Here is a 24233-nt window from a genome sequence, read left to right as displayed (position 1 = left end):
ATGTTCGGCTGATTATTCGGGTTCATGATACCTCCTACCGAGTGCCGGTGCTTGGCGTGATACCGTAGCGCGCACGCATGGGCTTGTCGTGCACGCCGCCAGCAATCTGACGACCGACCTCTTTACCGATCACGACGCGGATATCTTCGCCGCCGTTGCCGTTGCGGGAGCGCTGCACGTTGGCCTCTTGGCCGCTATGGTTTTCAACGTAGACGTTGGTTTCGCCGCCCTGCATCTGGACAGGCACCTTGCGGTTGCCGGGCAGCGGAATAACGGCCTCCGGGCCGCGCTCGCCGGCAATGGACGGACCGCGCGTGATACCGCCCTCTGCAAACGTCGGAAGCGGCTGGCCTAGCCCGCCCGCCGATGTCGGGACGGCCGCACCTGTGGTGCCTCCGCCACCGCTAAAGATGTTCCCAAACGCGCTTCCGAACACGTCGGACAGCGCACCTGCCGCCGGCTGCGTGATCTGCGTGCGGACCAGAATGCGCAGGATGTCTTGAGCCAGCCCCTGTAGGACCGTGGAAAACTCCTGCCCCTTCACGATTGCGTCCTCAAAAGCGCTGCTGAAGCTGAAGCCAAGCTGGTCCGCAGCCTTCTGCGCGTTCTGCAAGCCCTCGGTCGCGGTCTGCGTCGTATCCGAGAATCGCTCACCCGCTTGCTGGCTCAAGGTCAGGAACTCGCGTTGCGTGATCCGCCCCGCCTCAAGCGCCGTGTTTAGGTTCTGCACCCGCTCTTGATACTGCGCCCACGCGGGGTTGATATCAGACCGCAGGCTTTCACCCAGGCGGTCCAACTCGGCGCGTTGCTCGCGGATGATATCGGATGCCCGCTGGTTAGCCGCGAACGAACCGGGCGGTTCCGGCAAGGCACTACTACCCCCGCCGCCGCCCGATGGCGCCGGCACGTCAATGCGCAAGGCACCACCGCCGCTGCTGTCGCTGGTACTCTGCAACGGGCCGCTGGTCAGCTCGGCAAGCTCGAACCTGAGCGCCTGTCTCCGCGCCTCAAAGTCCGCTTGCAGTCCAGTTATCTCAGCAATCTGGTCGCTGATAAAGCCAGCACCACGGGCCAACATACTGTCGTCCCGCATCTGCTGCGCCTGCTGCTCTAGGCGGCGGATTTCCTCAAGCTCACCGCGCAATTGGAAAATGCGGGTGTTCTTGGATACATCTTCAATGATACCGAATTTCTCAGCGAGACTTTCAAGCTGCGAAATCGCTTGAGGCAAATCATCTAACAGACCGTCAAGGACGCCACTAATCTGCGGTGCAGACTGTGCGATTGCAGAGACAACCTGCTTTTGAAGCACGTTGGAAAGCAAATCGAACTTGTCGCGGGCCTCGTCCGCGTTGCGGATAACATCCTCTTCCAGCACAAGCCCAAGCTCGTTCGCCTCGCGACGCAGGGCGCCGATATCGCCCGTGATCTGGCGAATTTGCTCACCGGCCTGCCCGCCGAACAGCTCTTCAAAGGCACGGGCGCGCGCCGCTGTGCTTTCCAAGTCGCGGATGCGCTCAACGACAACCTCGACACCGCGCCCGGTGCCGTCAATCAGACGGGCCGCTTCGTTCGCCGTGAAGCCCAGGCGCTCGAAAGCCTCGGCTGCCTCACCCTTCCCGGTCGTGGCGAACTCATCGGCGCGGATCTGCAATTCCTTGATGCCGTCAACCAGCGCGTCTTGCTGGACACCGTAGCGGCGCGCGGCAAAGGTTAGCTCCTGTAGGGCGTCGGTCGTGACACCCGCGCGGTTCGCTAAGTCCTCAATGTTCGCCGCCGCGTCCAAGCTGCGCTTAATCAGGAAGCCAAGGCCACCCGCCCCGGCAATCGCGCCTAGAACGCCGTTTACGGCCAGCCCGCTCCGGCGCAGCTTGTCGAACGCGCCTTCGATCCGGTTGACGCGCTGGACCGTGTTGCGCGCCGACCCCTGGATACTCTCAGCCGACCGGCGGAACTCTTGCGCGCCCTGTTTTGCCGGCCGGGCGTCAATGCCAAGTACCAAACGGGCCATTAGCGGCGCCTCCAACTCTCAAGGATCGCGACCGTATCTGCGTTCACATCTTCGGTCATCGCGTGCAGACGGTCGCTCAATTCCAGCAGCTCCGCCTCAAGAGCCTGCTGTTCTTCGTCCGTAAGGCGCGCCTCGCACGCTTCAATCAAAGCGTCTTGGTCCGCCTGCGTGCCGGTCGTCGCGGCGCGCCGGGCAAGCCGGTAAAGCGGGTCAGTGTCGCCCCTGCGGCGGTACACAAAGCCGGCAACCGCCGTGTTGGTCTGTCGCCGCCCAAAATCCTCAAACATGGTCGCCCCCGTAAAAGATGCCGGCGGGGCGATCCGGGTAGGAGCAACCCAACCCCGCCGGCTGCCGATGGCCATCGGCACCTCTAGGACTGCCCGCGCGCTTTACGGCTCGCCTGCTGTGCTGAGCGGATGCGGCTCACCCGCTTTTGATCGGGCGTCATGGCAGCAGTTTCCCGAAGATAAAGCTCCGTCAGGCTGTCAAGCTGCTCCCGGGCCTTCGCGGTCTGGTCACGGCGTTGCGCCTCAGCCGGAGCTAGCTTCTGCTCAACAAAGCGCCGCGTTGCGGTGTATTCACCCGGACCAAGGCCGCTCGCCACGTTGGAGGGATGCGCGACCAAGGCAGCGAGGGACCGCACGTCGCCGCGCTCGCGAAGGTCGGTCAGTAGCTTTTCCCGATCATCGGCGCTCATGCTGCGCACCACAGACCGAAGCTCTTGCGCCTCAGTCTCCGGCATCGCGCTCTTAATCGTCTGGTCAACGCGCTTGCTGGCCGTGCTGTGCGCCTCACTAAGCCGCTGGCGGGCTTGATCCGCCCGGTGCGTCGGCCCCTTTTCCACGTTCATCATGTCGGCCAACGCGAGTGTCTGCGCATCCGCCGTCATGGTGGTGTCAGACTTAACGGCCCGTTCGCCTTCGATGTATCGGCCAAGCTGAGAATGAAGCGCCTCCGCCGCCGTCATGGCGTCCTCAAGCGAGGGATCTTCTGCGAACTCACCCGCGACATCGCCCGTCACGCGCGCCCGCAAAACGCGCGGGTCTAGATCAGCGGGCACCTGCCGCTCAGGCACGTTGCTTTGAATATACGCGGCTTCCGCTTCCGCTTTGGTCTGCTGTTCGGCCATCGGCTCCGTCTCCTGTTTACCGTCGTTTGCCGCGTCGCCGCCCGCAAGCGCGGACATGGTGCGGACACGTTCAGATAATAGCACAAAAACCCGCAGTATGCCAAGGGCTCGCGACGTTACGTGTGGGGATACTGCATCCCCGCAACCATATTCAGCCGACGCACGGCATGTGAGGCGCGGCGGTTCCATGCGCGGGTAACAACCACACATTCTCCGCTTTCACCCACGCAGGATTAGGGTCGTACCGCCGTACCACCCCTAAGAAAGATTGGTACGGTACGGGTAGGAGAGGGGTTAAAAACCCCCCTCTCCGTACCGCCCTGCCGTACCGCTGGTACGTTAGGGATATCAGGAACTTAGCAGCACTGCCGTACCGGATACCGTACCACTCTGTACCGGCTCCGTTGCCGATGCGTTCCGTACCGCCCATCGTACCGCGTTGGTACGAGGCAGTAACTGTGCCTCAGCCCCGACGCTTTGCCTCATCCTTGCCGGCCTTTGTGAGTGTCCAGCGGCCCCGGAACTTATGGACCAACCGATCATCCTGGAGCTGGGCGAGTGCCCGTTGCACCTTGCTCTTATACGGCTCGCCTTTTGCTCCGACCCAGCCAAGCTGCCGGCACCAATCCGCCATTGAGCCGCTGGGATCGTTCAGCATTCGCTCAAGCAGCGCATCTTCGTCGCGGCGGGCCTTGGCCTCAACGGATTGTAGCTCCGTCTCTGCCAGCGGTTCCGCTACGACGTTGGGAATAAGCCGGCCCTTGCTATCCTTCACGCTGTCGCTGGTGCGCTTGGACAGGTTGAACGGGATAGGCTCGAAACCGGGACCGCGTAGTTTGCCGCACCAGTGCAGCTCCGTGGTTTCTTTATCATCACTCCAGACCCGTAAGTTGCCGTCCACTTCGGCCAGGAACGCGCCCCCACCACGCGGCACAAGGTTGCTCTTGGTCGCAACCTTAGTCGGATGGCACGCAATGATGACGCTTGGCCCGCCGGGCAGCGTGCATAGGTTCTCTCGCAAGTCGCGAGCAAAGTTGCCAAGCTCGACGTTAGCGTTTTCATCTTCGCCTTGGAAAAACGCTGCAAGCGTATCGACAATGACAAGGTCCAATCCGCCAAGCTCTTCGGCGCTCTTTTTGATTTGTTCCCTCGCCCCAACAATATCGAATGGCTTGTCGAGGAAATAGAGCGGTAGGTCGTCAAGAGAAACGCCAAGGCGCTCGGCAGTCATAAGGGTGCGAGCCCGTACATCGTCCGCGTTTTCGCCAGCGAAGTATGCCACGCGCCCTTGTTCGACACGACGGCCAGCGAACTCCTGTCCGGCTGCAAGGCACAGACTTAGTGTAGTCAGCACCGCAGTCTTGCCGTCACCTGTGCGACCGGTCAGCGAATAGAGGAACCGGCGTTGCGCCATATCTTCGATAAGAAAGTCCGGCGCCTCAAAACCGTCCACAAAATCCCGGACAGAGATTAATTTGGGACGCCATTTGCCATCATCTTGCGATGGCTTTTGGCGCTCTTCCGGCGGACGCCACGGCTCGGTGAACTCGTGAACGGGATCAGCCATGCCGACCCCCGATCACGGCCCGGCGCGCCGCGTCCTCAGCCCAATTGACCGGCTGCAAGGCGTCGAATTGCAGGATGGCTGCCCGCTCTTCGTATTCGCCTAACACGTCGTTCCAGTCCTGCCCCATCGGCGGGCGGGCGATCCGCACGTCCCGGCCTTCGTGGTGAAACCGCCGCGCGGCCTTGTCGATTGATGCTTGTCCGGCGGGATCATTGTCCGGCGCGAGGATCACCCGTTCTACAACGTCGGGCAGCTCGACCGTCGCCATGCCGGACGTGCCGAGCGTGGCCCACACGGCCTGGTGCATCATCTGCACGAGGCTCAAGCCATCCTCGACGCCTTCGGTCAGCCACAACGTGCCGGCCGGCGGGGTCAGGCGGACGGCTGCGCCCCGGATACGGCCAAGCGACATCTTGGCGGGATCGACCGGCGCCTTAGAACGCCCGTCAGGGGCCAGATAAGTCCGCTGTAGCCCCGTTGGCCCGTTGTCGGTGGTCGCCACCGCAATCAGGGCCGGGAAGGCTTCACGGGCGCCTGTGTGCCAACAGTGAGGGTGTAGCCGCAGGCAGTCCGGCAACGGGATATGGATACCGCGTTCGCGAAGATAGTCCGCAGCCTGCCCACCGATGGGCTGGCACTCGCCTAGAACGCGTTTAACCAGCTCGTCGCGGTTAGAGTGTCCAACTTGGGCACTCTCCGTGTCGCCAACTTGGCGAGACGGATATATGTCGCCAACGTGGCGACAATTCAGCCCCAACGCGTCCTTCACGTCGCGCCAATCGCAGCCGGCAAAGCAATGGACGGACACGCCGCCCGACTTTTCCGGGTCTGGCGACACGAGGCACGACGGGTTGCGGTCGTCATGGGCCGGGCACCGGATTAGCAGCTTGTCGCCCTGCCAGCGGCCATCATGCTTGCGGGCAAGCTCGCGAAGGCTAAGCGGTTGCTCAGGCACACGGGTTGCGCTATCTTTCGGGCTGTCCGCCGCCATGCAGACAGTTTCCGAAAGGCCCCGGTTCGCCACAGCCGGGGTCTTTTCTTTCCGCAGCACCATTGTTCAAGCGACCCTCCGATGGGTCCGAACAGGCTGCGACTCTTGAGCGGCGAGCCAATCGTGAACGGCTTGTCGCCGGTACAGGATCAACTTGCCGACCTTGATCCGGGGCGGGCCGATGCGCTGCCGCTCCCAACGATCAAGAGTACGGGGACTAGTGCCGAGAAACTCTGCTAGCTGCGCTTTAGTGAAGTATTCAGCGAGAACCTCGTCCTTTGGTTCCGACATTGCCGGGCTCCTCTTCGCGCCCCCGGCAACAAAAAACGCCGGGAGCGTTGGTGATTACCAAAGCTCGCCGGCGTCACGCCGCGTTCGATGTACCCCTTTGCCCTAAAGCGCACGCACCGGGATCACCCCGTGGGCAAGGCTCCATCTAGCCACTAACTTGTACCGTCAATATATGGCGTAGGTAAGCGACAGTCAATACCTTATCTAGCCATTTTTGCGCAAAGGCACCACGTCCGCTCCCTGGTCGTTGTTCCCCGACACGACAGCCCCAACGCGCTCGGTCGCCTCTCGCAACGGATCGTCGTACAGGTGCGCATACCGCTGCGTGGTGGCCTGCTGCGTGTGGCCTAGCAGGGCGCCAATCATCGGCAGGGACAGACCGGCGCTCACAAGGATGCTCGCGTATGTGTGCCTCAAGTCGTGAAGCCGCACGTCCTGCACGCCGGCCTTGTCTCGAACGAAATTCCAGACCGTGTGTAGCTGCTTGAGCGGTTCGTTCGCCTGCCGGCCCGGAAAGACATAGGGGGTGCCCTCTTCCTGCGCGCTGGCGATATCGCGCAAGAGCTGCAACGCGGGCGCGGAAAGCGGTACCCGGTGCGACTTCTTTTGCTTGGTGTTGGTCTGCGGCTTCGTCCAAACGCCAGCATCCCAATCGACCTCATCCCAGGTCATTGCCAGCGCCTCGGACTTCCGGCAGCCGGTCAGCAGCAGCCAGCGCACGGCGTTCGCGGCATTTTGCGACGGGTACTCGGCAAGCGCCTTGGACACCGCCGCGATCTCTTTCTGCGACAGATACCGCTCCCGCTTTTGCTCCGGGTTGCGCGGGATGCCTTTTGCCGGGTTGTCCGCCCGCATTTCGTACTCGGTCGCGGCGAGCGACAGCATCTTGGACACTAGGGCCAACACCCGGTTAGCCCGGATCGGCCCGCGCTTCGTCACCTTCCGGTGAAGCTCTCGCACGTCGCTACGGCTCACGTCCTGCACCTTGAGCGCGCCCAAGGCCGGCTTCACGTCGGCTTTCCACATTTCCCGGTCGCGGTCCGCGTCGCGCTTGGTCGGCAGATGGTCGCGCTCGTATAGCTCCCACAGGCGCTTGACGGTCGCGGCCTGCCGGTCCTCGTGGCGCTCGCCCATCGGATCGTCGCCACGGTCCACAGCCTTGCGCAGCCCCTTTGCTTCGTTCCGCGCGGCCTCGACAGACCACGCCGGGTACTGGCCGATGGTGTAAAGCCGCTCGCGTCCCTTGGCGCGATAGTGGAAAATGAAGCTGCGGGCGCCGGCCTTCGTGACGCGGAAGCCAAAGCCGCGCACGTCGGTATCGTAAATCTTGGTCTGCCCGCTCTCCGGCGCCTCAAGGGTTCGCACCAGCTTGTCGGTGATTTTCTGTGCCATACCTTCGCCTCTCGTGTCCGCGCTATGTCCGCGCCGTGTCCGCGCGCGACTGTCTAGGAATGTCTCACGCTGTCCCCGAACGTGCAACCATAAATCGCGGATTTGTGCGGGTTCGCGGGCATGATTGAGCGCGGACAAGGACTTAGGACACGGGGCAAAACAGTGACTGCAAATCCCCGCACGTCGGTTCGATTCCGGCCCGGGCCTCCAACACCGCCGCCCCCGTCCTTATCGCCATGTTGTGATCGATGCCCGGCACCCGAATAACGGCCCGGGTGCGCCGGGGGCTCGGCGCGCCCGGGCTGCGTGCGACCGTCCGCGTCGCCTGGACGGCGTCGATCGGGCTCGTGGTCGTGCTGTCGGCGGTCCCCGATCCGACGTCTGGGGGTCCGCCCGGAATCGACAAGCTGTGGCACGCACTGGCGTATCTTGCGCTCGGCTTTGGCGCGGCGTTCGGGCGGCCGGGGCCGCAATGCTGGATGGCGGTGGCGGCGATGGTCACGCTCGGCTGGGCGGTCGAGGGCCTGCAGGGCCTGCTGCCCTGGCGCAGCGCGGAGGTCGCCGACGGCCTAGTGAACACGGTGGCCGCCGCGGCCGGCGGCGGGCTGGCCGTGGCCCTGACCCGCCGCGCGACCCGGCCGACGGACCCCCCATCGTCGCCTGGCACAGGACAATAAATTCCCAATCCAAACACCTGGTACGCTGGAACGTGAACACCTATACTGTCGTTAGACAAGTATGACCCAGCGTTTCACCAAGCATGGGAGGTTGTCATGGCACAGGATTACGTTGCTGGGGCGCTGATCGTCGGTATCGCGGTGCTGTTCATCATCGCGGTGGCCAGCGTCGCGTAACCGCCCACGGGTTGCCCCGACCGTGTGCGCCGGCCGCCCGTGCCCGGGTCGGCCGGCGTTTTCGTCTCCAGCCGTGCGATCCGATCCGGGTCGGCACGCCCGCGAACAAAAGCGCACCCGTCGACGTTCAATAGGGCAAGATCGCGGAAGGTTTACGCACCTTCCGTGCCGGCTTTTCCCTCTCTTGGGGGACTCAAGGCGGAATCCCGAAAGGTTGAACAGACCTTCAGGGATTGCGTCCCAGCTACGGAAGATAGGCACAATGATCGTGCACACGGCGGGCCGGCTGCTTGGTAGCGACACGCGAATGGGCTCGCGTCGCCTCGATCCGGGCCGTGCACCCACCCCTGTCAGCGACCAGCGAATGGGCGCAAGCACGCTCGACGCCGCCGGGCGGAGGTTTCATGGCTGAACGGATGCCCAACTGGCCTCTAAGTTCCAGTTTCGACCGACAGGTCGCGGAGCTGCGCCGGGTGGCCTCGGAAATACGGACGTACGATCCCGAGGGAGCTGCGGCGTGCCTGTTCGCCGCCAGCGTCCTGATGTCGATCCCGGGCGACCAGGGCGTCGGCTGGCCCGGCGAGGGCCCCGGCTGGCCGCAGGACGGCAACAGCGGCAACTGATCCCGGGAACCGTCCATCACCCCGCCATGGGGCAGGCTACGGGCGCGGCCCGCGCTGCAGGGTCCACCCGAGGAACTCGTGCCCGGCGACGGCCAGCGCAACGGCGGCAACCGCGACCGCGACGGCCAAGCCCTGCCACCGGCGGCTGCGCTGCGCCTCGGCGTAGCGACGCTCCAGTTCGGCGTCGTCGATGTCCGGATTCTGACGGAACGCCTCCACCGCGGCCGCCCGGTTGGCGTTGCGCACCACCCAGGGCAGGGCGTCGTAAGTCTGCGGATAGGTGCGCTGCAGCCATAACGCCAGATCGCGGATCCGGCGGTCCTCGTAGAACTTCAGCGTGGTCACGGCCGCCGCCGCGATCACGGCGATCAGTACCAGAATCTGTAGCTGCCAGCTCGCGTCCAAGTCTGCCTCTTCCCGTGCCGGCGCCGTCTTGTACCGGCGCAGTCGTTCCTGGCCCGTTGGTAGCCGATTGCCGCGCACGAGGAAACCGCCGGACGCCGAGAAGCTGGAAGGCGGGACGGCCTTTCAGCTGAAGCCTGCCCTAAGCGTCGTCCACCCAGACGTCCTGGAACTGGTGGTACTGGGTGGGATGCGTCTGGTAGCCGCGCACCCGGGTGCGGGTGGCGACGTACTGGTTGCGCCAGAACGGCTGCACCATCACGGCGTCGCGCTGCAAGATGCGTTGCACCTCTTCCATCACCTCGCGGCGGGCGTTCGGGTCCAGCAGCCCGTTGGCGGTGTCGAGCTTGGCGTCGAACTCCGGGTTCGAATAGCGCGTCTCGTTCCACGCCTGGCCCGAGCGATAGCCGAGGTTGAGCGCCATCACGCCCAGCGGCCTGTGGGTCCAGGAGGTCATGCCGAACGCCACCTGGGTCCAGGTCCGGACGTAGTCCGACGGCGTCACGATCTCGAGCTTGAGGTCGATGCCGGCCTGGCGCAGCTGCTGTTGCAGCACCTGGGCGACCCGCTGCTCCCACGGGCCCTGCACGTTGCCGACCGTCAGGGTGAGCTGCAGGCCGTCCGGATAGCCGGCATCCGCCAGCAGCTGGCGCGCATGCGCAGGATCGCGCGCGACCGCCGGCAAGGTGGCGTATTCCGGATGCATCGGCCCGACGTGGTGGTTCTCCGCGATCACGCCGCGGCGGTTGTAGCCGTTGATCAGCAGGTCGCGGTTGTCGGCACCGAGCTGGACCGCGCGGCGCACCCGGATGTCGTCGAACGGCGGGGTGTCGACCCGCATCCGGCAGACACCGGTGCGCGCCGTCGAGACCGCGTGCAGGTCGATCCCGGCGATGCCTTCCAACAGCGGTAGATCGCCCACGTCGACCTCGAACACGCCGTCCACCTGGTCGTCCAGCAGAGCGCCCAGCATCTGCCGGCGGTCGCGGCCCTGGTCGATGTAGCGGATCGCATCCAGGTGCGGCGGCGCGCCCCAATAGCCGTCCGGCCGGCGCACCAGCCGCGCTTCCTCACCGGCGGCGAAGGCGGCGAGCGCATAGGGGCCGGTCCCGATCGGATTGGCCTGCAGATCGCCGCCCATCGCGTCGAAGTCGCGGTGCAGGATCGCGGCCGGGTAGTTGTACAGGCTCTCCGGCACCGATAGGTCTGGCCGCGACAGGTGCAGGCGAAAGCTGTGCTCGCCCAGTTTCTCCACCGCCCCCGCGCGCAGGCCGGCCGGCGGCCGCGGTGGGGTGTTGGCTTGCGTAACTTCTCCACGTTCGCCCAGCCCGTCGAACAGCGAGCGGTTGGGCGAACCGAGCTCGGGATCGAACCAGCGCTGGAAGTTCGCTACCACGTCGTCCGCGGTGAAGCGATCGCCGTTCGACCAGCGCACGTCCCGGCGCAGCGTGAAGGTCCAGGTCTTCAGGTCGTCCGACGCCTCCCACCCCTCAGCGAGGTAGGGCAGCGTCACGTTGTCCGGCCCGGTCCGGGTCAGGTATTCGACGATCCAACGGGTGATGTTGGCCTGCTGCGACCAGGCGAAGGTCGCCGGGTCGGTGATCTCCATCACCTCCATCGCGAACCGCAGCTCGCCGCCCCGGCGCGGGACGTCCCGCGCGCGGGCGGGTGGCGCCATCGGCCCGCCGTCAACCAGCCCGGCGAAGGCATAGGCGGCGCTGGCCGATACGCCCAGCAGGCAGGCGGTGCGCAGGAACCCGCGGCGGTCGGTCCGCCCGGCGGCGAAACCGTCGGCCAGCTCGGGAACGTAAGCGTGGGGATAGCGGCCGTCCGCGCCCCTCAGCAGCTCGGCGTCGCGCTTGCGCAGGCCGGTCACGGAGCGCCGCGTCGCGACTCGCCGGCGCGCTCCGGGCAGGGTCAGTTTGGGCGGCATCGCCTTGGTTCTCACTCGCTAACGCGCCCGACCCCCAGGCCGTCGGGCGCCGGTTCGCCCCCATCCACATTTAGCGTAGAGTCGAGGAGGAGCGCGGTGGCGGTGGGTCCCGGGGAGTAGCCGTTGGCCGGCGGCTTTCGCCGTGTGCCGGTGCCTCAATCCGGGCCGTCGCTCCGTTTCTCCTCCCCGCTCATCAAACCGGACGTGCGGATCTCCCGCATCCGGCTTTCCGACTGGCTTCACCTCGAGGCCCACGGCGGCGCGCCGACATGGAGAGTGCGCAAGCGTAGCACCCCCATCTCTTCGAACACGGTTCGATCGGTGAACCGGCGTGTCCCACGCGTCGGGACCTTGTGGCGCTGCACCAGGAACTTCTGCGTACGCTGATAGACGTGCTTGTCGACGGCCCGATAAGCCATCAGTCGGGTCCCGTAGTTGAAGTATCCCGCCCAGCCGCGAAGGAGCCGATTGAGCCGGTCGCGGAGGGTCGGCCACGGGGCCGGGTGGCCTCGGGTCATCACCGCGTTGACCCGTTGGGTCAGGCGGCGCACGCTTGCTTTCGAGGGGCTGGCGCCCAAGTACCAGCGCCCATCCTTCCGATACCGGTGCGGCCCGAACGTGTAGCCGAGAAAGTCAAAGGATGCGCTCCGGGCATCCACCAACGAGGTCTTCACCGGGTTCAGCGTGAGGCCCATCCGGGTCAGAACCCGGTCGGCGCGATCCCGGGCAGCAGCCGCTTGGCCTTTGCTCAGGATCACCAGGTCGTCGGCATACGCCACGACCCGGGCCTGTAACTGTTCCGCGGCGCCGCTGATCCGCCAGTACTTCAGAAAACGGTTCATGTAGACGGAGGCGAGCAACGGGGAAATCACCCCGCCCTGCGGGGTGCCGCAGGTACTGTGCTGGCCGCCGGACATGGACCGCCTACCCCGCGCGTTCGTCTCCACGATCGGCGCCTTGAGCCACATCTTGATGAGCCTCAGGACGTAGCGATCGCTGATCCGGCGCGTCACCGACCGGAGTAGGTCAGTGTGCGGGATCGTATCGAAGTAGCGGGACAAATCCGCGTCAACGACGTCGGTGTAGCCCTGGATGAGCAGCCCGTGGACTTCCTTGACCGCGTCCGTGGCACTTCGCCCCGGCCGGTAGGCGTAGGAATTGGGCTCCAGGTCCGCCTCGAAAATGGGCTCGATCACCAGCTTGGCAGCGGTCTGCACCACCCGGTCCCGAACCGTCGGGATACCGAGCGGCCGCTCGCCGCCGTCAGGCTTAGGGATCATCACCCGCCGCACCGGCTGAGGCCGGTACGCGTGAGCACGCAGCTCATCCTGGAGACCGGACAGCCACGTTTCCAGCCCAGACGCCTCGATCTGCCGGAAGGTCTGCCCATCCACACCTGGTGCACCCCGATTGGCGCGCGCCAGGGCGTAGGCATGGTGCAGGATGTCTGTCCGCCAGATCTTGTCATACAGCGCATAGAAGCGGAAATCCGGCTCCGCCTTCGCCTTGAGGTAGAGCTTCCTCTGAAGTCTCCGGATCTTCTCGGGTGTTGTTAGGCTCATCGCCAATCACCTGTCCTCGGCTTCGTCGCGAAGCGCACCAGAAGTCGGGGCCCTTTCCTCCGCCGGCGTTACCCGGCCTCAACGGTCGTATGGCCCCGTCCGACGCCCGGGCAGACCGTCACCCGAAGTGACGTTGAGGCCGCTACCCTCGCCTGACCCGGGCCTCCCCTGATTACCCGGCCTACCTTTCCAACGTGCCGTGCCCACTACCCCGGCGGATCGCGATGGGTGCGCGTCGGTTTCCTTCCCCATCGCACGCGGCCTTCCCCGTAATTCAGGCGGGTCGGCATCCGCGACGTCCCTTTCGAGGCCTGCTCAGGCTTCACGCATGTTACGGCCCGCTGGATCGCTCAACCGCCTGAAGCGGCCTTTGTCACGAGGCTTCGGCCCCGCCGGTTGCCCGACGAAGCCGCTCGTCAGCTACCAGACCAAACCGACTACTGTCTGGGTGGATCCTTCCTCCACTGGTAGACCGCGCCGTCAGGGCGCACTGAATTATCACAGGTTTCGTTGACAGGGCGTTAGCGGATACTGGCCCTTGGCACAGCGCTACTCGATCTCGGAGCGGACCCTGAGATCGCCGGTCAGGGTACGGTGCACCGGGCACCGGTCGGCGATCTCCAGCAGGCGCTGGCGCTGGTCCGCGCTGAGCGCCCCCTCGACCGCGATGTGCCGTGTCAGCAGGTCGACCTTGCCGTTCTCGGCCTTGCTGTCCTCCGCGTGGACCTTCTCGTGGCTGAGCCGGACGGTGACGCGCTGCAGCGGCAGCTGCTTGCGATCGGCGTACATCCGCAGCGTCATCGAGGTGCAGGCCCCAAGCGCGGTCAGCAGGAAATCGTAGGGCGACGGCCCGCTGTCGATCCCGCCGACCGCACGCGGCTCGTCGGCCAGCAACCGGTGCCGGCCGGCGCGCACGGCGTTCTGGTAGTTGCCAGCGCCGGTTTCCTGCACGACCACCGTCCCCTCCGCCGGGTCCGGCGCGGCGCGATCGCCCGCGCCCGCCGCCGGGTCGAGGTAGCGTTCCGCCCAGGCGGCCAGCGTGCGGGCGACGTAGACCGCGTCCGACTTGCGGCTGAGCAGGTGGTCGGCATCGTCCAGCGAGACGAAGCTCTTGGGATGCTTGGCCGCGGTGAAGATCGCCGACGCGTTGTCGATCCCGACGACTTCGTCGCGCGGGGCGTGGAACACCAGCAACGCCTTCTTCAGGTCGGCCAGGTCGTCGTGCAGCGTCTGTTCCGCGATGTCGTCCAGGAACTGGCGGGAGATCGTGAATCGCCGGCCGGCGAGCTCGACCTCCGCGGTGCCCTGTGTCGCGATCTCCTCGGTCTTGTGCGCGAACAGCTGGCGCACGTGGCCGGGGTCCGCGGGGGCGCCGATCGTGGCAACCGCACGCGCCGAGGAGATCCGGTGGGCGGCCGCGAGGACCGCGGCACCGCCGAGGGAATGCCCGATCAGCAGCTGCGGGGCGGCGTGCTCGCGCGCCAGGAACTCCGCCGCGGCGACCAGGTCGCCGACGTTGGACGTGAAGTCGGTGTTCGCGAACTCCCCTTCTGAGTGGCCAAGGCCGGTAAAGTCGAACCGGAGAACGGCGACCCCCTCCTCCGCCAAAGCCGCCGCGATCCGCTGGGCTGCGAAGACATCCTTGGTGCAGGTGAAGCAGTGCGCGAACAGCGCGTAGGCGCGCGGCGGCCCGGTCGGCCGGTCCAGCCGGGCGGCCAGCGTGTGCCCCTGCGTGCCCGGAAAACTCACCTTCTCGCTCAACACCGTCATCTGGCCTGCCTCTTGGTTTGTGGGAAATCCGGTCGCCAACGCTCGTACGCGGGCCCGATATGCGATATCCTACAGCCATAGGGGAGCGAGACACACTACCGCCCAGCTACCATAGGGTCGGGAGCCCTCCCCTGCCATGCCCGTTGTTTTTCCGTGGGCCGACGACGCCACGCCGGCAAACCTCCAGATCGCCGACAGCCACACCGCCTTCCTGGGTTACTTCCGGGTGCACCGCTATCTGCTGCGCCATCGCCGGCACGCCGGCGGCTGGACCGGGTGGATGACGCGCGAGGTGTTCGAGCGCCAGCCGACCGTCGCGGTGCTGTTGTACGACCCGCGCGCGGATACGGTCGTCCTGCTGACCCAGTTCCGCCTGGGCGCGCTCGCCGCCGGCAAGCCCTGCTGGCAGCGCGAGATCGTCGCCGGTGAGATCGACGGCAACGAGACGCCGGACGCGGTCGCCCGCCGGGAGACGCTGGAGGAAGCCGGCGCGGCGATCTATCGCCTGATCCCGATGCACGACGTCGTGGTCAGTCCGGGACCGAGCACGGAACGCGCCCGGATCTACTGCGGCCTGGTCGATTCCCGCATGCTCGGCGGCCTGCACGGCGTGGCGGCGGAGCAGGAGGACATCCGCGCGGAGGTGGTTGCGTTCGCCCGCGCCTGGGACATGCTGCGCACCGGATCGATCGACAACGCGCCGGCGATCATCGCCCTGCAGTGGCTGGCGCTGCACCGGACGGAGCTGCGGGCGGACGCGCGGGGCTGAAGGCAGGCTGGGCGACCTCGAACGGGCCCGAGCCGGATTGGGACCGTCGGCTGTCACCGCCGGACGCTTTCACCTGTGCCCGGCCATGACCTAGGTTGGTCGTCGCGACCGTTCGCCAACCGTTAAGATACCCCGGATACCGCCCATGACCGCCGACCAGCCGCGCGCCACGCGCCGGGCGATCAATGCACCGCTGACCAACGCCGATGTGCCCGACAGCGTGGAAATCCTGAACGCCGAGACGCCGTTCCAGGGCTTCTTCCGGATCGACCGCTACACCCTGCGCCACCGCACCCACGCCGGCGGCTGGTCGGAGGCGATGACGCGCGAGCTGTTCGAACGCGGGCACGCCGTCGCCGTGCTGCCCTACGACCCGGTACGCGACGAGGTCGTGCTGATCGAGCAGTTCCGTCCCGGCGCGCTCGCCGGCGGCATGCCGCCCTGGCAGGTCGAGGTGATCGCCGGGATGATCGAACCCGACGAAGCGCCCGAGGCGGTCGCCCACCGGGAATCCGAAGAGGAGGCGGGTCTGCACGTCCGGGAACTGATCCCGATCTCCCACTACCTCGCCACGCCCGGCGGCAGCAGCGAGACGATCCGCCTTTACTGCGGCCTGATCGACGCGACCGGCGCGGGCGGGGTGCACGGGCTCGCCCACGAGAACGAGGACATCCGCGCCCGGGCGATGCCGTTCGACGCCGCGTTCGCCCAGCTTGGGCAAGGCCCGGCGGACAACGCGCCCACGGTGATCGGATTGACCTGGCTGGCGCTCAACCGGGCGCGCTTGCGCGAACCCGCGCCGGGGCCAGGTTAGCCCGCGCGGGCAGGCCATCCCGGCTCTTGCTTGGGCACATGGGCCGCCCTAGTCTCGCCACCCGCCTTCCGCCAAACGGCTAAAACGGATCGACCTGATGGACGTTCGAGACGGCTTCGTGGGGACCATCGGCAACACGCCCCTGGTGCGCCTGCGCCAGGCTTCCGAGGAGACCGGCTGCGAAATTCTCGCCAAGGCCGAGTTCCTGAACCCCGGCGGCTCGGTCAAGGACCGCGCGGCGCTGGCGATCATCCAGGACGCCGAGGCCGGCGGCGCGCTGAAGCCCGGCGGGGTGATCGTCGAGGGCACCGCCGGCAACACCGGTATCGGCCTGGCCTTGGTCGGCAACGCGCGCGGCTACCGCACGGTGATCGTGATCCCGGAGACGCAGAGCCAGGAGAAGAAGGACATGCTCCGGCTGTGCGGCGCGGAACTGAAGGAGGTCCCGGCGGTCCCCTACAAGGATCCGAACAACTACGTCCACGTCTCCGGCCGGCTCGCGGAGGAATTGAACCAGAGCGAGCCGAACGGCGCGATCTGGGCCCGCCAGTTCGACAACCAGGCCAACCGGCGCGGCCACTACGAAACCACCGGTCCGGAGATCTGGCAGCAGACCGGCGGCAAGGTCGACGGCTTCATCTGCGCGGTCGGCACCGGCGGCACGCTGGCCGGGGTGGCGATGGCGCTCAAGGAACGCAACCCGCAGGTCAGGATCGGGCTCGCCGATCCGCCGGGCGCGGCGCTCTACAACTACTACGCCAACGGCGAACTGAAGGCGGAAGGCTCGTCGATCTCCGAGGGCATCGGCCAGGGCCGGATCACCGGCAACCTGGAAGAGCTCGAGATCGACTTCCCGTTCCAGATCCCGGACGAGGAGAGCGTGCCCGTCACCTTCGATCTGCTTCGCCACGAAGGCTTCGTGATGGGCGCCTCCAGCGGGGTCAACGTCGCCGGCGCCAAGCGGCTGGCCAAGGAGCTCGGCCCCGGGCACACGGTCGTCACCATCCTGTGCGACTGGGGGACGCGCTACGTCTCCAAACTGTGGAACCCGGCGTTCCTGCGCGAGAAGGGCCTGCCGGTCCCCGACTGGCTGGAGAACTAGGGAGCCATCATGGAACTCGCCTTTCGCGACGACGCCTACGCCCGCAGTTGCGCGGCCGAGGTCGTCTCGGCCGACGCCGAGGCTGGCATCCGCCTCAGCCGCAGCGTGTTCTATCCGATGGGCGGCGGCCAGCCGGGCGACACCGGCCGGCTGCGCTGGTCCGGCGGCGAGACGGCGATCGCCGATACCCGCAAGAGCGAGGACGGCCGGGGGTGCCTCTTGATCCCCGCCGACGGCGCCGCCCTGCCCCGGCCCGGCGACACGGTGACGGCCGAGCTGGACTGGGACCGGCGCCACCGGCTAATGCGCATGCACACCGCCCTGCACCTGCTGTGCAGCCTGGTCGACGGGCCGGTCACGGGCGGGCAGATCGGCGCGGAGAAAAGCCGCCTCGACTTCGCGCTGGCGGGCGAAAGCGTCGACAAGGACGCCCTGGAGCGGGAGCTGAACGCGCTGATCCAGGGCGGGCACGAGGTCACCGCCGATTGGATCTCCAGCGCGGATCTGGCGGCCAGTCCGCAGCTGGTGCGCACCATGTCGGTCAAACCGCCGATGGACGGCGGCCAGGTTCGCACCATCCGGATCGGCGACGTCGACTACCAGCCGTGCGGCGGCACGCACGTCGCCAACACCCGCGAGATCGGCGCCGTGCGGGTCGGCAAGGTCGAGAGCAAGGGCAAGCAGAACCGCCGGATCAACCTGCACCTGGCAGACTGAACGCTTGCGCCGCGCGCCTACGGGACCGCGGCCACCAGAGCACAGGAGACGAAGGACCCGGAATGACGCGCACCAATCCCGACGCCCTCGCCAGCACCGACTGGCTGCACGAGCATCTGCGCGCGCCCGACGTGCGGATCGTCGACGCGAGCTACTACCTGCCGAGCGAAGGAATCGATGCGCGCGCGGAGTTCGAGAAGCAGCACATCCCGGGCGCGGTTTTCTTCGACATCGACGAGATCGCCGACAGCGCCAGCGAACTGCCGCATATGATGCCGCCGCCCGAGAAGTTCTCCGCCAAGGTGCGCAGGCTGGGCCTGGGCGACGGCAGCCGGATCGTCGTCTACGACCAGCGCGGCATCTTCTCCGCCCCGCGCGTCTGGTGGATGTTCCGGGCGATGGGCCATACCGACGTCGCGGTGCTGGACGGCGGTCTGCCGAAGTGGCTCGCGGAGGGCAAGCCGGTCGAGGACGGCAAGGGCCGCGCCGGCGAGGAGCGCCACTTCACCGCGCGCTTCGACAACACCCTGCTGCGCGACCGCGACCAGGTCAGCCGCGAGGTCGGCCGGCAGAAGGAGCAGATCGTCGACGTGCGCGCGCCCGAGCGGTTCGCCGGCGAGGTCGCCGAGCCGCGCGAGGGCCTGCGCGCCGGGCACATCCCAGGGTCGATCAACCTGCCGTTCAGCCAGCTGCTGAACCCGGAGACGCAGACGCTGAAAGGCCCGGAGGAGCTGCAGCGCCTGCTCGCGGACGCCGGGATCGACCCCAAGCGTCCGGTGGTGACCTCCTGCGGCTCCGGCGTTACGGCGGCCGTCCTCAGCCTGGCGCTGCACGTCGCCGGCTACCGCGATATCGCGCTCTACGACGGCTCCTGGTCCGACTGGGGCCGGGCGGAGCTCGACATGCCGGTCGAGACCGGCCGCGGCTGAGGCGCCGTCGCGTGCGCACGCCGGCCGACCCCCGACGTCCCACGTCCCACGACCGAGGACACGCCCGACTTGACCGACGGTGACGACGCCTTCCGCATCCAGGCGGCCGAGCCGGCCGACCGCGACGCGGTGATCGCGCTGTGGGAGAGCTGCGAGCTCACCCGCTGGTACAACGATCCCGCCACCGACGTTTCGCGCTTTCTGGAAGCCGGCAACGCCCACCTGCTGGTCGGGCGCGTGAACGGGCGGATCGTCGCCTCGGTCGGGCTGGGCCATGATGGCCGGCGCGGCTGGATGTATTACCTGAGCGTGCATCCCAACCATCGCGGTCAGGGCTTCGCCCGCCAGCTGGTCCGGGCGGCGGAGATCTGGCTGGCCGAAAAGCAGATCCCGAAGGCCCAGTTGATGCTGCGCGGCAGCAACCAGGCCGCCCAGGGGTTCTATCAGGCGCTCGGCTACGAGGTGCAGGACGTCGGCGTCTGGGGCCGCTGGCTGGCCAGCCCCGGCGCGCCGCCGGAGGATTACGTCCAGCCCGACGCCGAGGGCAAGCTCGACGTCACCATCACCTATCTGGAGATGACCCAGCCGCCGGCGGAGAGCGCGCCGGGCGCGCCGGCCGGCAAGCGCGTCGCGCTGATGCGCAGCGAGCCGCCGACGGTGCCGTTCTACCGCTTCCTGTACAACGAGATCGGCCGCGACTGGCTGTGGTGGGAGCGGCGCGCCCTGGACGACGCCGCGCTGGCCCGGGTGATCGCCAATCCGGACGTCGAAGTCTACGTGCTGTACTGCAACGGCACGCCCGCGGGCATGGCGGAGATCGACCGGCGCTACGACCGCGCGGTCGACCTCGCCTACCTGGGCGTGGTGCCGGAGTACCTGGGCCAGGGGCTGGGCCGCTACCTGCTGGGCGCGGCGCTCGACATCGCCTGGTCGCATGCGCCCGAAAAGGTGACGGTCAACACCTGCAACCTGGACCACCCGAAGGCGCTGACGCTGTACCAGCGCTTCGGCTTCCAGCCGGTCGAACGGGTCCAGAAGCGCATCGACGACCCACGCATGACCGGGCTGATCCCCCCGGTTTAGAGACTTTTGTACATCTAACCGGGCGCCCGTGTGAGGTCCTTCGACACGGCCACCTTCGGTGTCCTACTCAGGATGAAGAGTTAGGTTTTTCAGATAGATATAAACCGCTTCATGCTGAGTAGCCGGCCGCTGGCCGGCGTGTCGAAGCACGCCGCACGGCTGCTCATGCCCGTGCGCAAACGTCTCCCGTTCAGGACAGCGTCCAGGCCCACGCGGTCCTACGGCCCTTACCTTCAGTGCTTCAGGATCTGGCTCAGGAACGCCTTCGTGCGCTCCGACTCCGGGTTGTGGAAGAACTCTTCCGGGTGGTTCTGTTCGATCACCTCGCCGCCGTCCATGAAGATCACCCGGTCGGCGACGGTGCGGGCGAAGCCCATCTCGTGGGTCACCACGACCATGGTCATGCCGGTCTCCGCCAGCTCGATCATGACGTCGAGCACTTCCTTGATCATCTCGGGGTCGAGCGCGCTGGTCGGCTCGTCGAACAGCATCACTTTCGGGTTCATGCACAGCGAGCGGGCGATCGCCACGCGTTGCTGCTGACCGCCGGACAGCTGGCCCGGGTACTTGTTGGCCTGCTCCGGGATCTTGACCCGCTCCAGATAGCGCATCGCGGTCGCCTCGGCGTCGGCCTTGGGCTGCTTTTTCACCCAGATCGGGCCGAGCGTCAGGTTCTCCAGCACGCTCAGGTGCGGGAACAGGTTGAAGTGCTGGAACACCATGCCGACCTCGCGGCGGATCTGCTCGATCTTTTTGATGTCGTTGGTGAGTTCAACCCCGTCGACGACGATCCGGCCGGCCTGATGCTCCTCCAGCCGGTTGACGCAGCGGATCAGCGTGGACTTGCCGGAGCCCGAGGGACCGCAGACGACGATCCGCTCCTTGCGGTTCACCGCCAGGTTGATGTCCTTAAGCACATGGAACTGGCCGAACCACTTGTTGACGTCGACCATCTCGATGATCGCTTCGTTGTCCGGCGCCGGCATCCGGCGGGCGGCTTCGCAGTGCTTCTCTTCGGCGGTGACGCCTTGGGTGTCGCTCATGGTGGCGGACCTTCCTGAAAGCTGGCCGGCTCGGCGGATTTCGGGCGTTAGGTTTTGTGCCCGGTCGACAGGGCGCGTTCGAGGTGCTGGGAATATTTGCTCATGAAGAAGCAGAACGACCAGTAGATGCAGGCGATGAAGACGTAGCCCTCGACGAAGAACTGCCGCCATTCCGGGTCCGCGAACGACTGCCGGGTCGCCAGCAGCAGATCCGTCAGCGAGACGATCGCGACCAGCGAAGTGTCCTTGAACATGCCGAGATAGGTGTTCACGATCGGCGGAATCGAGATCTTGATCGCCTGCGGCAGGATGATCTTGCGCTGCATCTGCCAGTAGGTCAGGCCCATCGCCTGCGCGCCTTCGTATTGGCCGCGCGGCAGGGCCTGCAGACCGCCGCGGATGACCTCCGACAGGTACGAGCTGACGAACACGATGATCGCCACCTGCGCGCGGATCAGCGCGTCGATGGTGACCCCGGTGGGCATGAACAGCGGCAGCATGAAGGACGCCATGAACAACAGGCTGATCAGCGGCACCCCACGGATCAGTTCGATGTAGCCCACACAGATCGCCTTCACGATCGGCATGTTCTCCGCCCGCCGGCCGAGCGCCAGCAGCAGCGACAGCGGGAACGCGACGACGATCCCGACCACCGCCAGCAGCAGGGTCAGCGGCAGGCCGCCCCACAGGTCGCTGCGCACCGGCGTCAGGCCGAACACGCCGCCGCCCAGCAGCGTCAGGTAGATCGCCAGCGCGCCCAGCCAGACCAAGCCCAGCCAGGGCCGCCAGAACCGGCGGAAGCAGCTGAACCCGATCACGGCCAGCAGCATCAGCACGCCGACCAGCGGCCGCCACTGCTGGTCGAACGGATAGGTCCCAAACAGGATCAGCCGGTACCGCTCGCGAATGAACGCCCAGCAGGCGCCCTCCCGGTTCTCGCGGCAGACCTCGGCCGGCACGTTGGCCCAGATCGCGTCGAAGAACAGCCAATTGAACAACGGCGGCACCACCTGCCACAGCAGGTAGAGCGCCAGGATCGTCAGCAGCGAGTTGAACCAGCCGTTGAACAGATTGCCGCGCAGCCAGCCGAGAACGCCGACGCTGCTGGCCGGCGGCTTGCGGGCGGCCTGCGGCTCCGGATTGGACATGCCGGTGGTCGGATCGGTCATGGCGCTACCGCTCCACCAGCGCGATGCGCCGGTTGTACCAGTTCATGAAGAAGCTGATGGTGAGCGAGATCGTCAGGTAGCAGGCCATCATGATCGAAATGCACTCGATCGCCTGGCCGGTCTGATTGAGCGAGGTGTTCGCGACCGACACCAGGTCGGGATAGCCGATCGCCACCGCCAGCGACGAGTTCTTGGTCAGGTTCAGGTACTGGCTGGTCGTCGGCGGCACGATGATCCGCAGCGCCTGCGGCAGCAGGACCAGGCGCAGCACCTGGCCGCGCCTGAGCCCGATCGCGCTCGCCGCCTCGGTCTGGCCGTGCGGCACCGCCAGGATGCCGGCGCGCACGATCTCCGCGAGGAAGCCCGCGGTGTAGAACGTCAGGCCCAGCAGCAGGGCCAGGAACTCGGGAGTGACGCTGGCCCCGCCCTGGTAGTTGAAGGTGCCGAACTCGGGCACGTTCATCGCCACGGGCGCGCCGCCGATCAGCCAGACCAGCCCCGGCAGGCCGACCAGGATCCCGGTCAGTGGCAGTCCCAGGCGCGGCTCCACGCCGGTCTCCGCCTGGCGCTTCTTGGCCCAGCGGTAGTACAGGACGCAGCCGCCGATGCCCGCCAGGAAGGCCAGGCCCATCCAGGGATGCACCGGATGGCCGACCGGCACCGCGTACTGCAGGCCCGCCTTGGACAGGAACACACCGGGCATCAGGTTCAGCGCGTCGCGGACCGCCGGCAGCAGGAACGAGATCGCGCCGTACCAGAAAAACAGCTGCAAAAGCAGCGGGATATTGCGCATCACCTCGACGTAGACCGAGGCCAGCTTGGCGACCAGCCAGTTCGACGACAATCGGGCGATGCCCATCACCACGCCGATCAAGGTCGCCAGCACAATGCCGATCAGCGACACGCGCAGTGTATTGAGCAGACCCACCGCGAAGGCTTTGCCGTAGGAATCGGACGCCCGGTAATCGATGAAGGTGCTTTCGCCAATGGCGAAGCCGGCTTCCTGCTCGAAGAAGCCGAAGCCGGTCCGGATCGACCGCGCTTCCAGATTGACGAGGGTGTTGTGGACCAGATAGGCGGCGAGCGCGATGATGCCGCCCAGGATCAGCACCTGCCAAATGATTGCGCGGGTCCGCGGGTCGCGCCAGATCGGCGTCGCCTGCTGCGGCGGCTGGGACCGCGCGCCGGCACGTCGCTCGGCCTGATCGGTCATGGTGAACCGGACCTTTGTGTCGAGAAGGACGACGGCAGCGGCGTCATCGAAAACACCGGCGGCGCGCCGGCCGTCCGGGCAACGGCCACGGGCCGGCCGCCCTGCCCCGCGCGTCGATCGACGCATGGTTCATCAGGGTGGCCGGCACCGCCGCCGTGACCGGCGGCCGGCGGCATCCGCCGCGGCGTTAGCGGATCGGCGGGGCGTACATCAGACCGCCGCGGGTCCACAGATCGTTGACGCCGCGCTCGAGGCCGAGCGGGGTGTCGGGACCGACGTTGCGGGCGTAGATCTCGCCGTAGTTGCCGACCATCTTGATGGCGCGATAGGCCCATTTGGAATCCAGGCCCAGCTTCTCGCCCATGTCGCCCGAGGTGCCCAGCATGCGCTGGATGGTCGGGTTATCGCTGTCCATCATGTCGTCGACATTGGCGCTGGTCACACCGGACTCCTCGGCCTGCACCAGCGCGTTCAAGACCCACTTGGCGACCGCGAACCACTCGTCGTCACCGCGCGCCACGCTCGGGCCCAGCGGCTCCTTGGAGATCGTCTCGGGCAGGATCTTGTAGGCGTCCGGGTTCGGGGCATCGACCGACTTGATCGCGGCGAGCCCGGACTTGTCGGTGGTGTAGACCTGACAGCGGCCGGAGAAGAAGGCGTGTCTGGACGCCCCCACAGATGCAAGCCCTTTTTCCTCGGGTCCGGTGTAGGCATGCGGTCAGGTGCAGTCGTGTCTTCGGCCTCTCGATGCGGCCGTTACACGCCGCGGGCCTGTATGGAGATACGCGGACCGGGTCCAATACGCTTACTCGCACTGTAGCGTGCAGCGCCTTCGTGCTGGTTTTCCCGACCCCGTCTCGATGACCGTT

Annotated in this window: 23 protein-coding genes; 8 read left to right on the top strand and 15 right to left on the bottom strand. The window is 66.7% G+C overall.

The features are described 5' to 3' along the window. Positions 1-34: 34 nt before the first annotated feature. The 7 genes from CKO28_RS10015 to CKO28_RS09985 all read right to left on the bottom strand — a co-directional run bounded on the left by CKO28_RS10015 (position 35) and on the right by CKO28_RS09985 (position 7381). Positions 35-2011: a hypothetical protein gene (locus CKO28_RS10015; protein WP_200340635.1), complete on the bottom strand. Its 1977-nt coding sequence runs from the start codon at positions 2009-2011 to the stop codon at positions 35-37. After that, complete coding sequence (locus CKO28_RS10010) at positions 2011-2373, bottom strand: hypothetical protein (RefSeq protein WP_207168790.1); 363 nt, start codon at positions 2371-2373, stop codon at positions 2011-2013. Before CKO28_RS10010 ends, CKO28_RS10015 begins: the two co-directional genes overlap by 1 nt. An 8-nt stretch (positions 2374-2381) precedes the next feature. After that, entirely contained in the window at positions 2382-3140 is a 759-nt protein-coding gene (locus CKO28_RS10005; protein ID WP_200340633.1) for a hypothetical protein, read from the bottom strand. Positions 3141-3603: 463 nt separating this feature from the next. Further along, positions 3604-4707, bottom strand: coding sequence for an AAA family ATPase (locus CKO28_RS10000; protein WP_200340632.1), 1104 nt, complete (start codon positions 4705-4707; stop codon positions 3604-3606). Next, a complete protein-coding gene (locus tag CKO28_RS09995; RefSeq protein ID WP_200340631.1) occupies positions 4700-5698 on the bottom strand; it encodes a DUF7146 domain-containing protein in 999 nt (332 codons plus the stop codon). The genes CKO28_RS10000 and CKO28_RS09995 overlap by 8 nt, the downstream gene beginning before the upstream one ends. Before the next feature lie 66 nt (positions 5699-5764). After that, positions 5765-5989 (bottom strand): helix-turn-helix transcriptional regulator, encoded by a 225-nt coding sequence (locus CKO28_RS29280; protein ID WP_200340630.1) that lies wholly within the window; start codon positions 5987-5989, stop codon positions 5765-5767. Positions 5990-6193: 204 nt separating this feature from the next. Further along, a complete protein-coding gene (locus CKO28_RS09985; protein ID WP_200340629.1) occupies positions 6194-7381 on the bottom strand; it encodes a tyrosine-type recombinase/integrase in 1188 nt (395 codons plus the stop codon). Between the two features lie 248 nt (positions 7382-7629). Here CKO28_RS09985 and CKO28_RS09980 point away from each other — a divergent pair, with 248 nt between their 5' ends. Further along, positions 7630-8058, top strand: a complete 429-nt coding sequence (locus CKO28_RS09980) for a VanZ family protein (protein ID WP_200340628.1) — start codon at positions 7630-7632, stop codon at positions 8056-8058. A gap of 581 nt (positions 8059-8639) precedes the next feature. After that, entirely contained in the window at positions 8640-8858 is a 219-nt protein-coding gene (locus CKO28_RS09975) for a hypothetical protein (protein WP_200340627.1), read from the top strand. A gap of 36 nt (positions 8859-8894) precedes the next feature. Here the strand turns inward: CKO28_RS09975 and CKO28_RS09970 are convergent, their stop codons facing one another. The 4 genes from CKO28_RS09970 to CKO28_RS09955 form a co-directional block, all read right to left on the bottom strand. Beyond that, positions 8895-9263, bottom strand: a complete 369-nt coding sequence (locus tag CKO28_RS09970; protein ID WP_200340626.1) for a hypothetical protein — start codon at positions 9261-9263, stop codon at positions 8895-8897. 139 nt (positions 9264-9402) lie between these two features. After that, entirely contained in the window at positions 9403-11193 is a 1791-nt protein-coding gene (locus tag CKO28_RS09965) for an ABC transporter substrate-binding protein (protein ID WP_200340625.1), read from the bottom strand. A 239-nt stretch (positions 11194-11432) separates the two neighbouring features. Next, on the bottom strand, positions 11433-12755 hold the full coding sequence (gene ltrA / locus CKO28_RS09960) for a group II intron reverse transcriptase/maturase (RefSeq protein ID WP_242480470.1): 1323 nt from the start codon (positions 12753-12755) through the stop codon (positions 11433-11435). A 549-nt stretch (positions 12756-13304) separates the two neighbouring features. Continuing rightward, the gene (locus CKO28_RS09955; protein WP_200340623.1) at positions 13305-14525 is read right to left on the bottom strand and encodes a bifunctional alpha/beta hydrolase/OsmC family protein; all 1221 of its coding nucleotides are present in this window, start codon (positions 14523-14525) and stop codon (positions 13305-13307) included. 136 nt (positions 14526-14661) lie between these two features. On the opposite strand from CKO28_RS09955, the gene CKO28_RS09950 reads away from it, so the two are divergent. The 6 genes from CKO28_RS09950 to CKO28_RS09925 all read left to right on the top strand — a co-directional run bounded on the left by CKO28_RS09950 (position 14662) and on the right by CKO28_RS09925 (position 19939). Beyond that, positions 14662-15294: an NUDIX domain-containing protein gene (locus CKO28_RS09950; RefSeq protein ID WP_200340622.1), complete on the top strand. Its 633-nt coding sequence runs from the start codon at positions 14662-14664 to the stop codon at positions 15292-15294. Between the two features lie 145 nt (positions 15295-15439). Further along, positions 15440-16108 (top strand): NUDIX domain-containing protein, encoded by a 669-nt coding sequence (locus CKO28_RS09945; RefSeq protein ID WP_200340621.1) that lies wholly within the window; start codon positions 15440-15442, stop codon positions 16106-16108. 97 nt (positions 16109-16205) lie between these two features. After that, entirely contained in the window at positions 16206-17210 is a 1005-nt protein-coding gene (locus CKO28_RS09940; RefSeq protein WP_200340619.1) for a cysteine synthase A, read from the top strand. Between the two features lie 9 nt (positions 17211-17219). Next, complete coding sequence (locus CKO28_RS09935; RefSeq protein ID WP_200340617.1) at positions 17220-17927, top strand: alanyl-tRNA editing protein; 708 nt, start codon at positions 17220-17222, stop codon at positions 17925-17927. Between the two features lie 62 nt (positions 17928-17989). Continuing rightward, a complete protein-coding gene (sseA, locus tag CKO28_RS09930) occupies positions 17990-18856 on the top strand; it encodes a 3-mercaptopyruvate sulfurtransferase (protein WP_200340615.1) in 867 nt (288 codons plus the stop codon). Between the two features lie 69 nt (positions 18857-18925). Beyond that, positions 18926-19939, top strand: a complete 1014-nt coding sequence (locus CKO28_RS09925) for a GNAT family acetyltransferase (RefSeq protein WP_242480469.1) — start codon at positions 18926-18928, stop codon at positions 19937-19939. Between the two features lie 233 nt (positions 19940-20172). On the opposite strand, the gene CKO28_RS09920 is transcribed toward CKO28_RS09925, so the two are convergent. From CKO28_RS09920 to CKO28_RS09905, 4 genes are all read right to left on the bottom strand, one after another. After that, entirely contained in the window at positions 20173-20925 is a 753-nt protein-coding gene (locus CKO28_RS09920) for an amino acid ABC transporter ATP-binding protein (protein ID WP_200340673.1), read from the bottom strand. A 104-nt stretch (positions 20926-21029) separates the two neighbouring features. Beyond that, a complete protein-coding gene (locus tag CKO28_RS09915) occupies positions 21030-22151 on the bottom strand; it encodes an amino acid ABC transporter permease (protein WP_242480468.1) in 1122 nt (373 codons plus the stop codon). Between the two features lie 4 nt (positions 22152-22155). Next, positions 22156-23364 (bottom strand): amino acid ABC transporter permease, encoded by a 1209-nt coding sequence (locus CKO28_RS09910; RefSeq protein ID WP_200340613.1) that lies wholly within the window; start codon positions 23362-23364, stop codon positions 22156-22158. A gap of 187 nt (positions 23365-23551) precedes the next feature. Next, positions 23552-24040: a type 2 periplasmic-binding domain-containing protein gene (locus tag CKO28_RS09905; protein ID WP_200340612.1), complete on the bottom strand. Its 489-nt coding sequence runs from the start codon at positions 24038-24040 to the stop codon at positions 23552-23554. Between the last annotated feature and the right edge of the window lie 193 nt (positions 24041-24233).

Origin of the sequence: Rhodovibrio sodomensis (assembly GCF_016583645.1) — a bacterium.
GTDB classification, from domain to species: domain Bacteria; phylum Pseudomonadota; class Alphaproteobacteria; order Kiloniellales; family Rhodovibrionaceae; genus Rhodovibrio; species Rhodovibrio sodomensis.
Note: the sequence above shows the minus strand (reverse complement) of the source record. Positions and strands in the feature narration are given on the sequence as shown.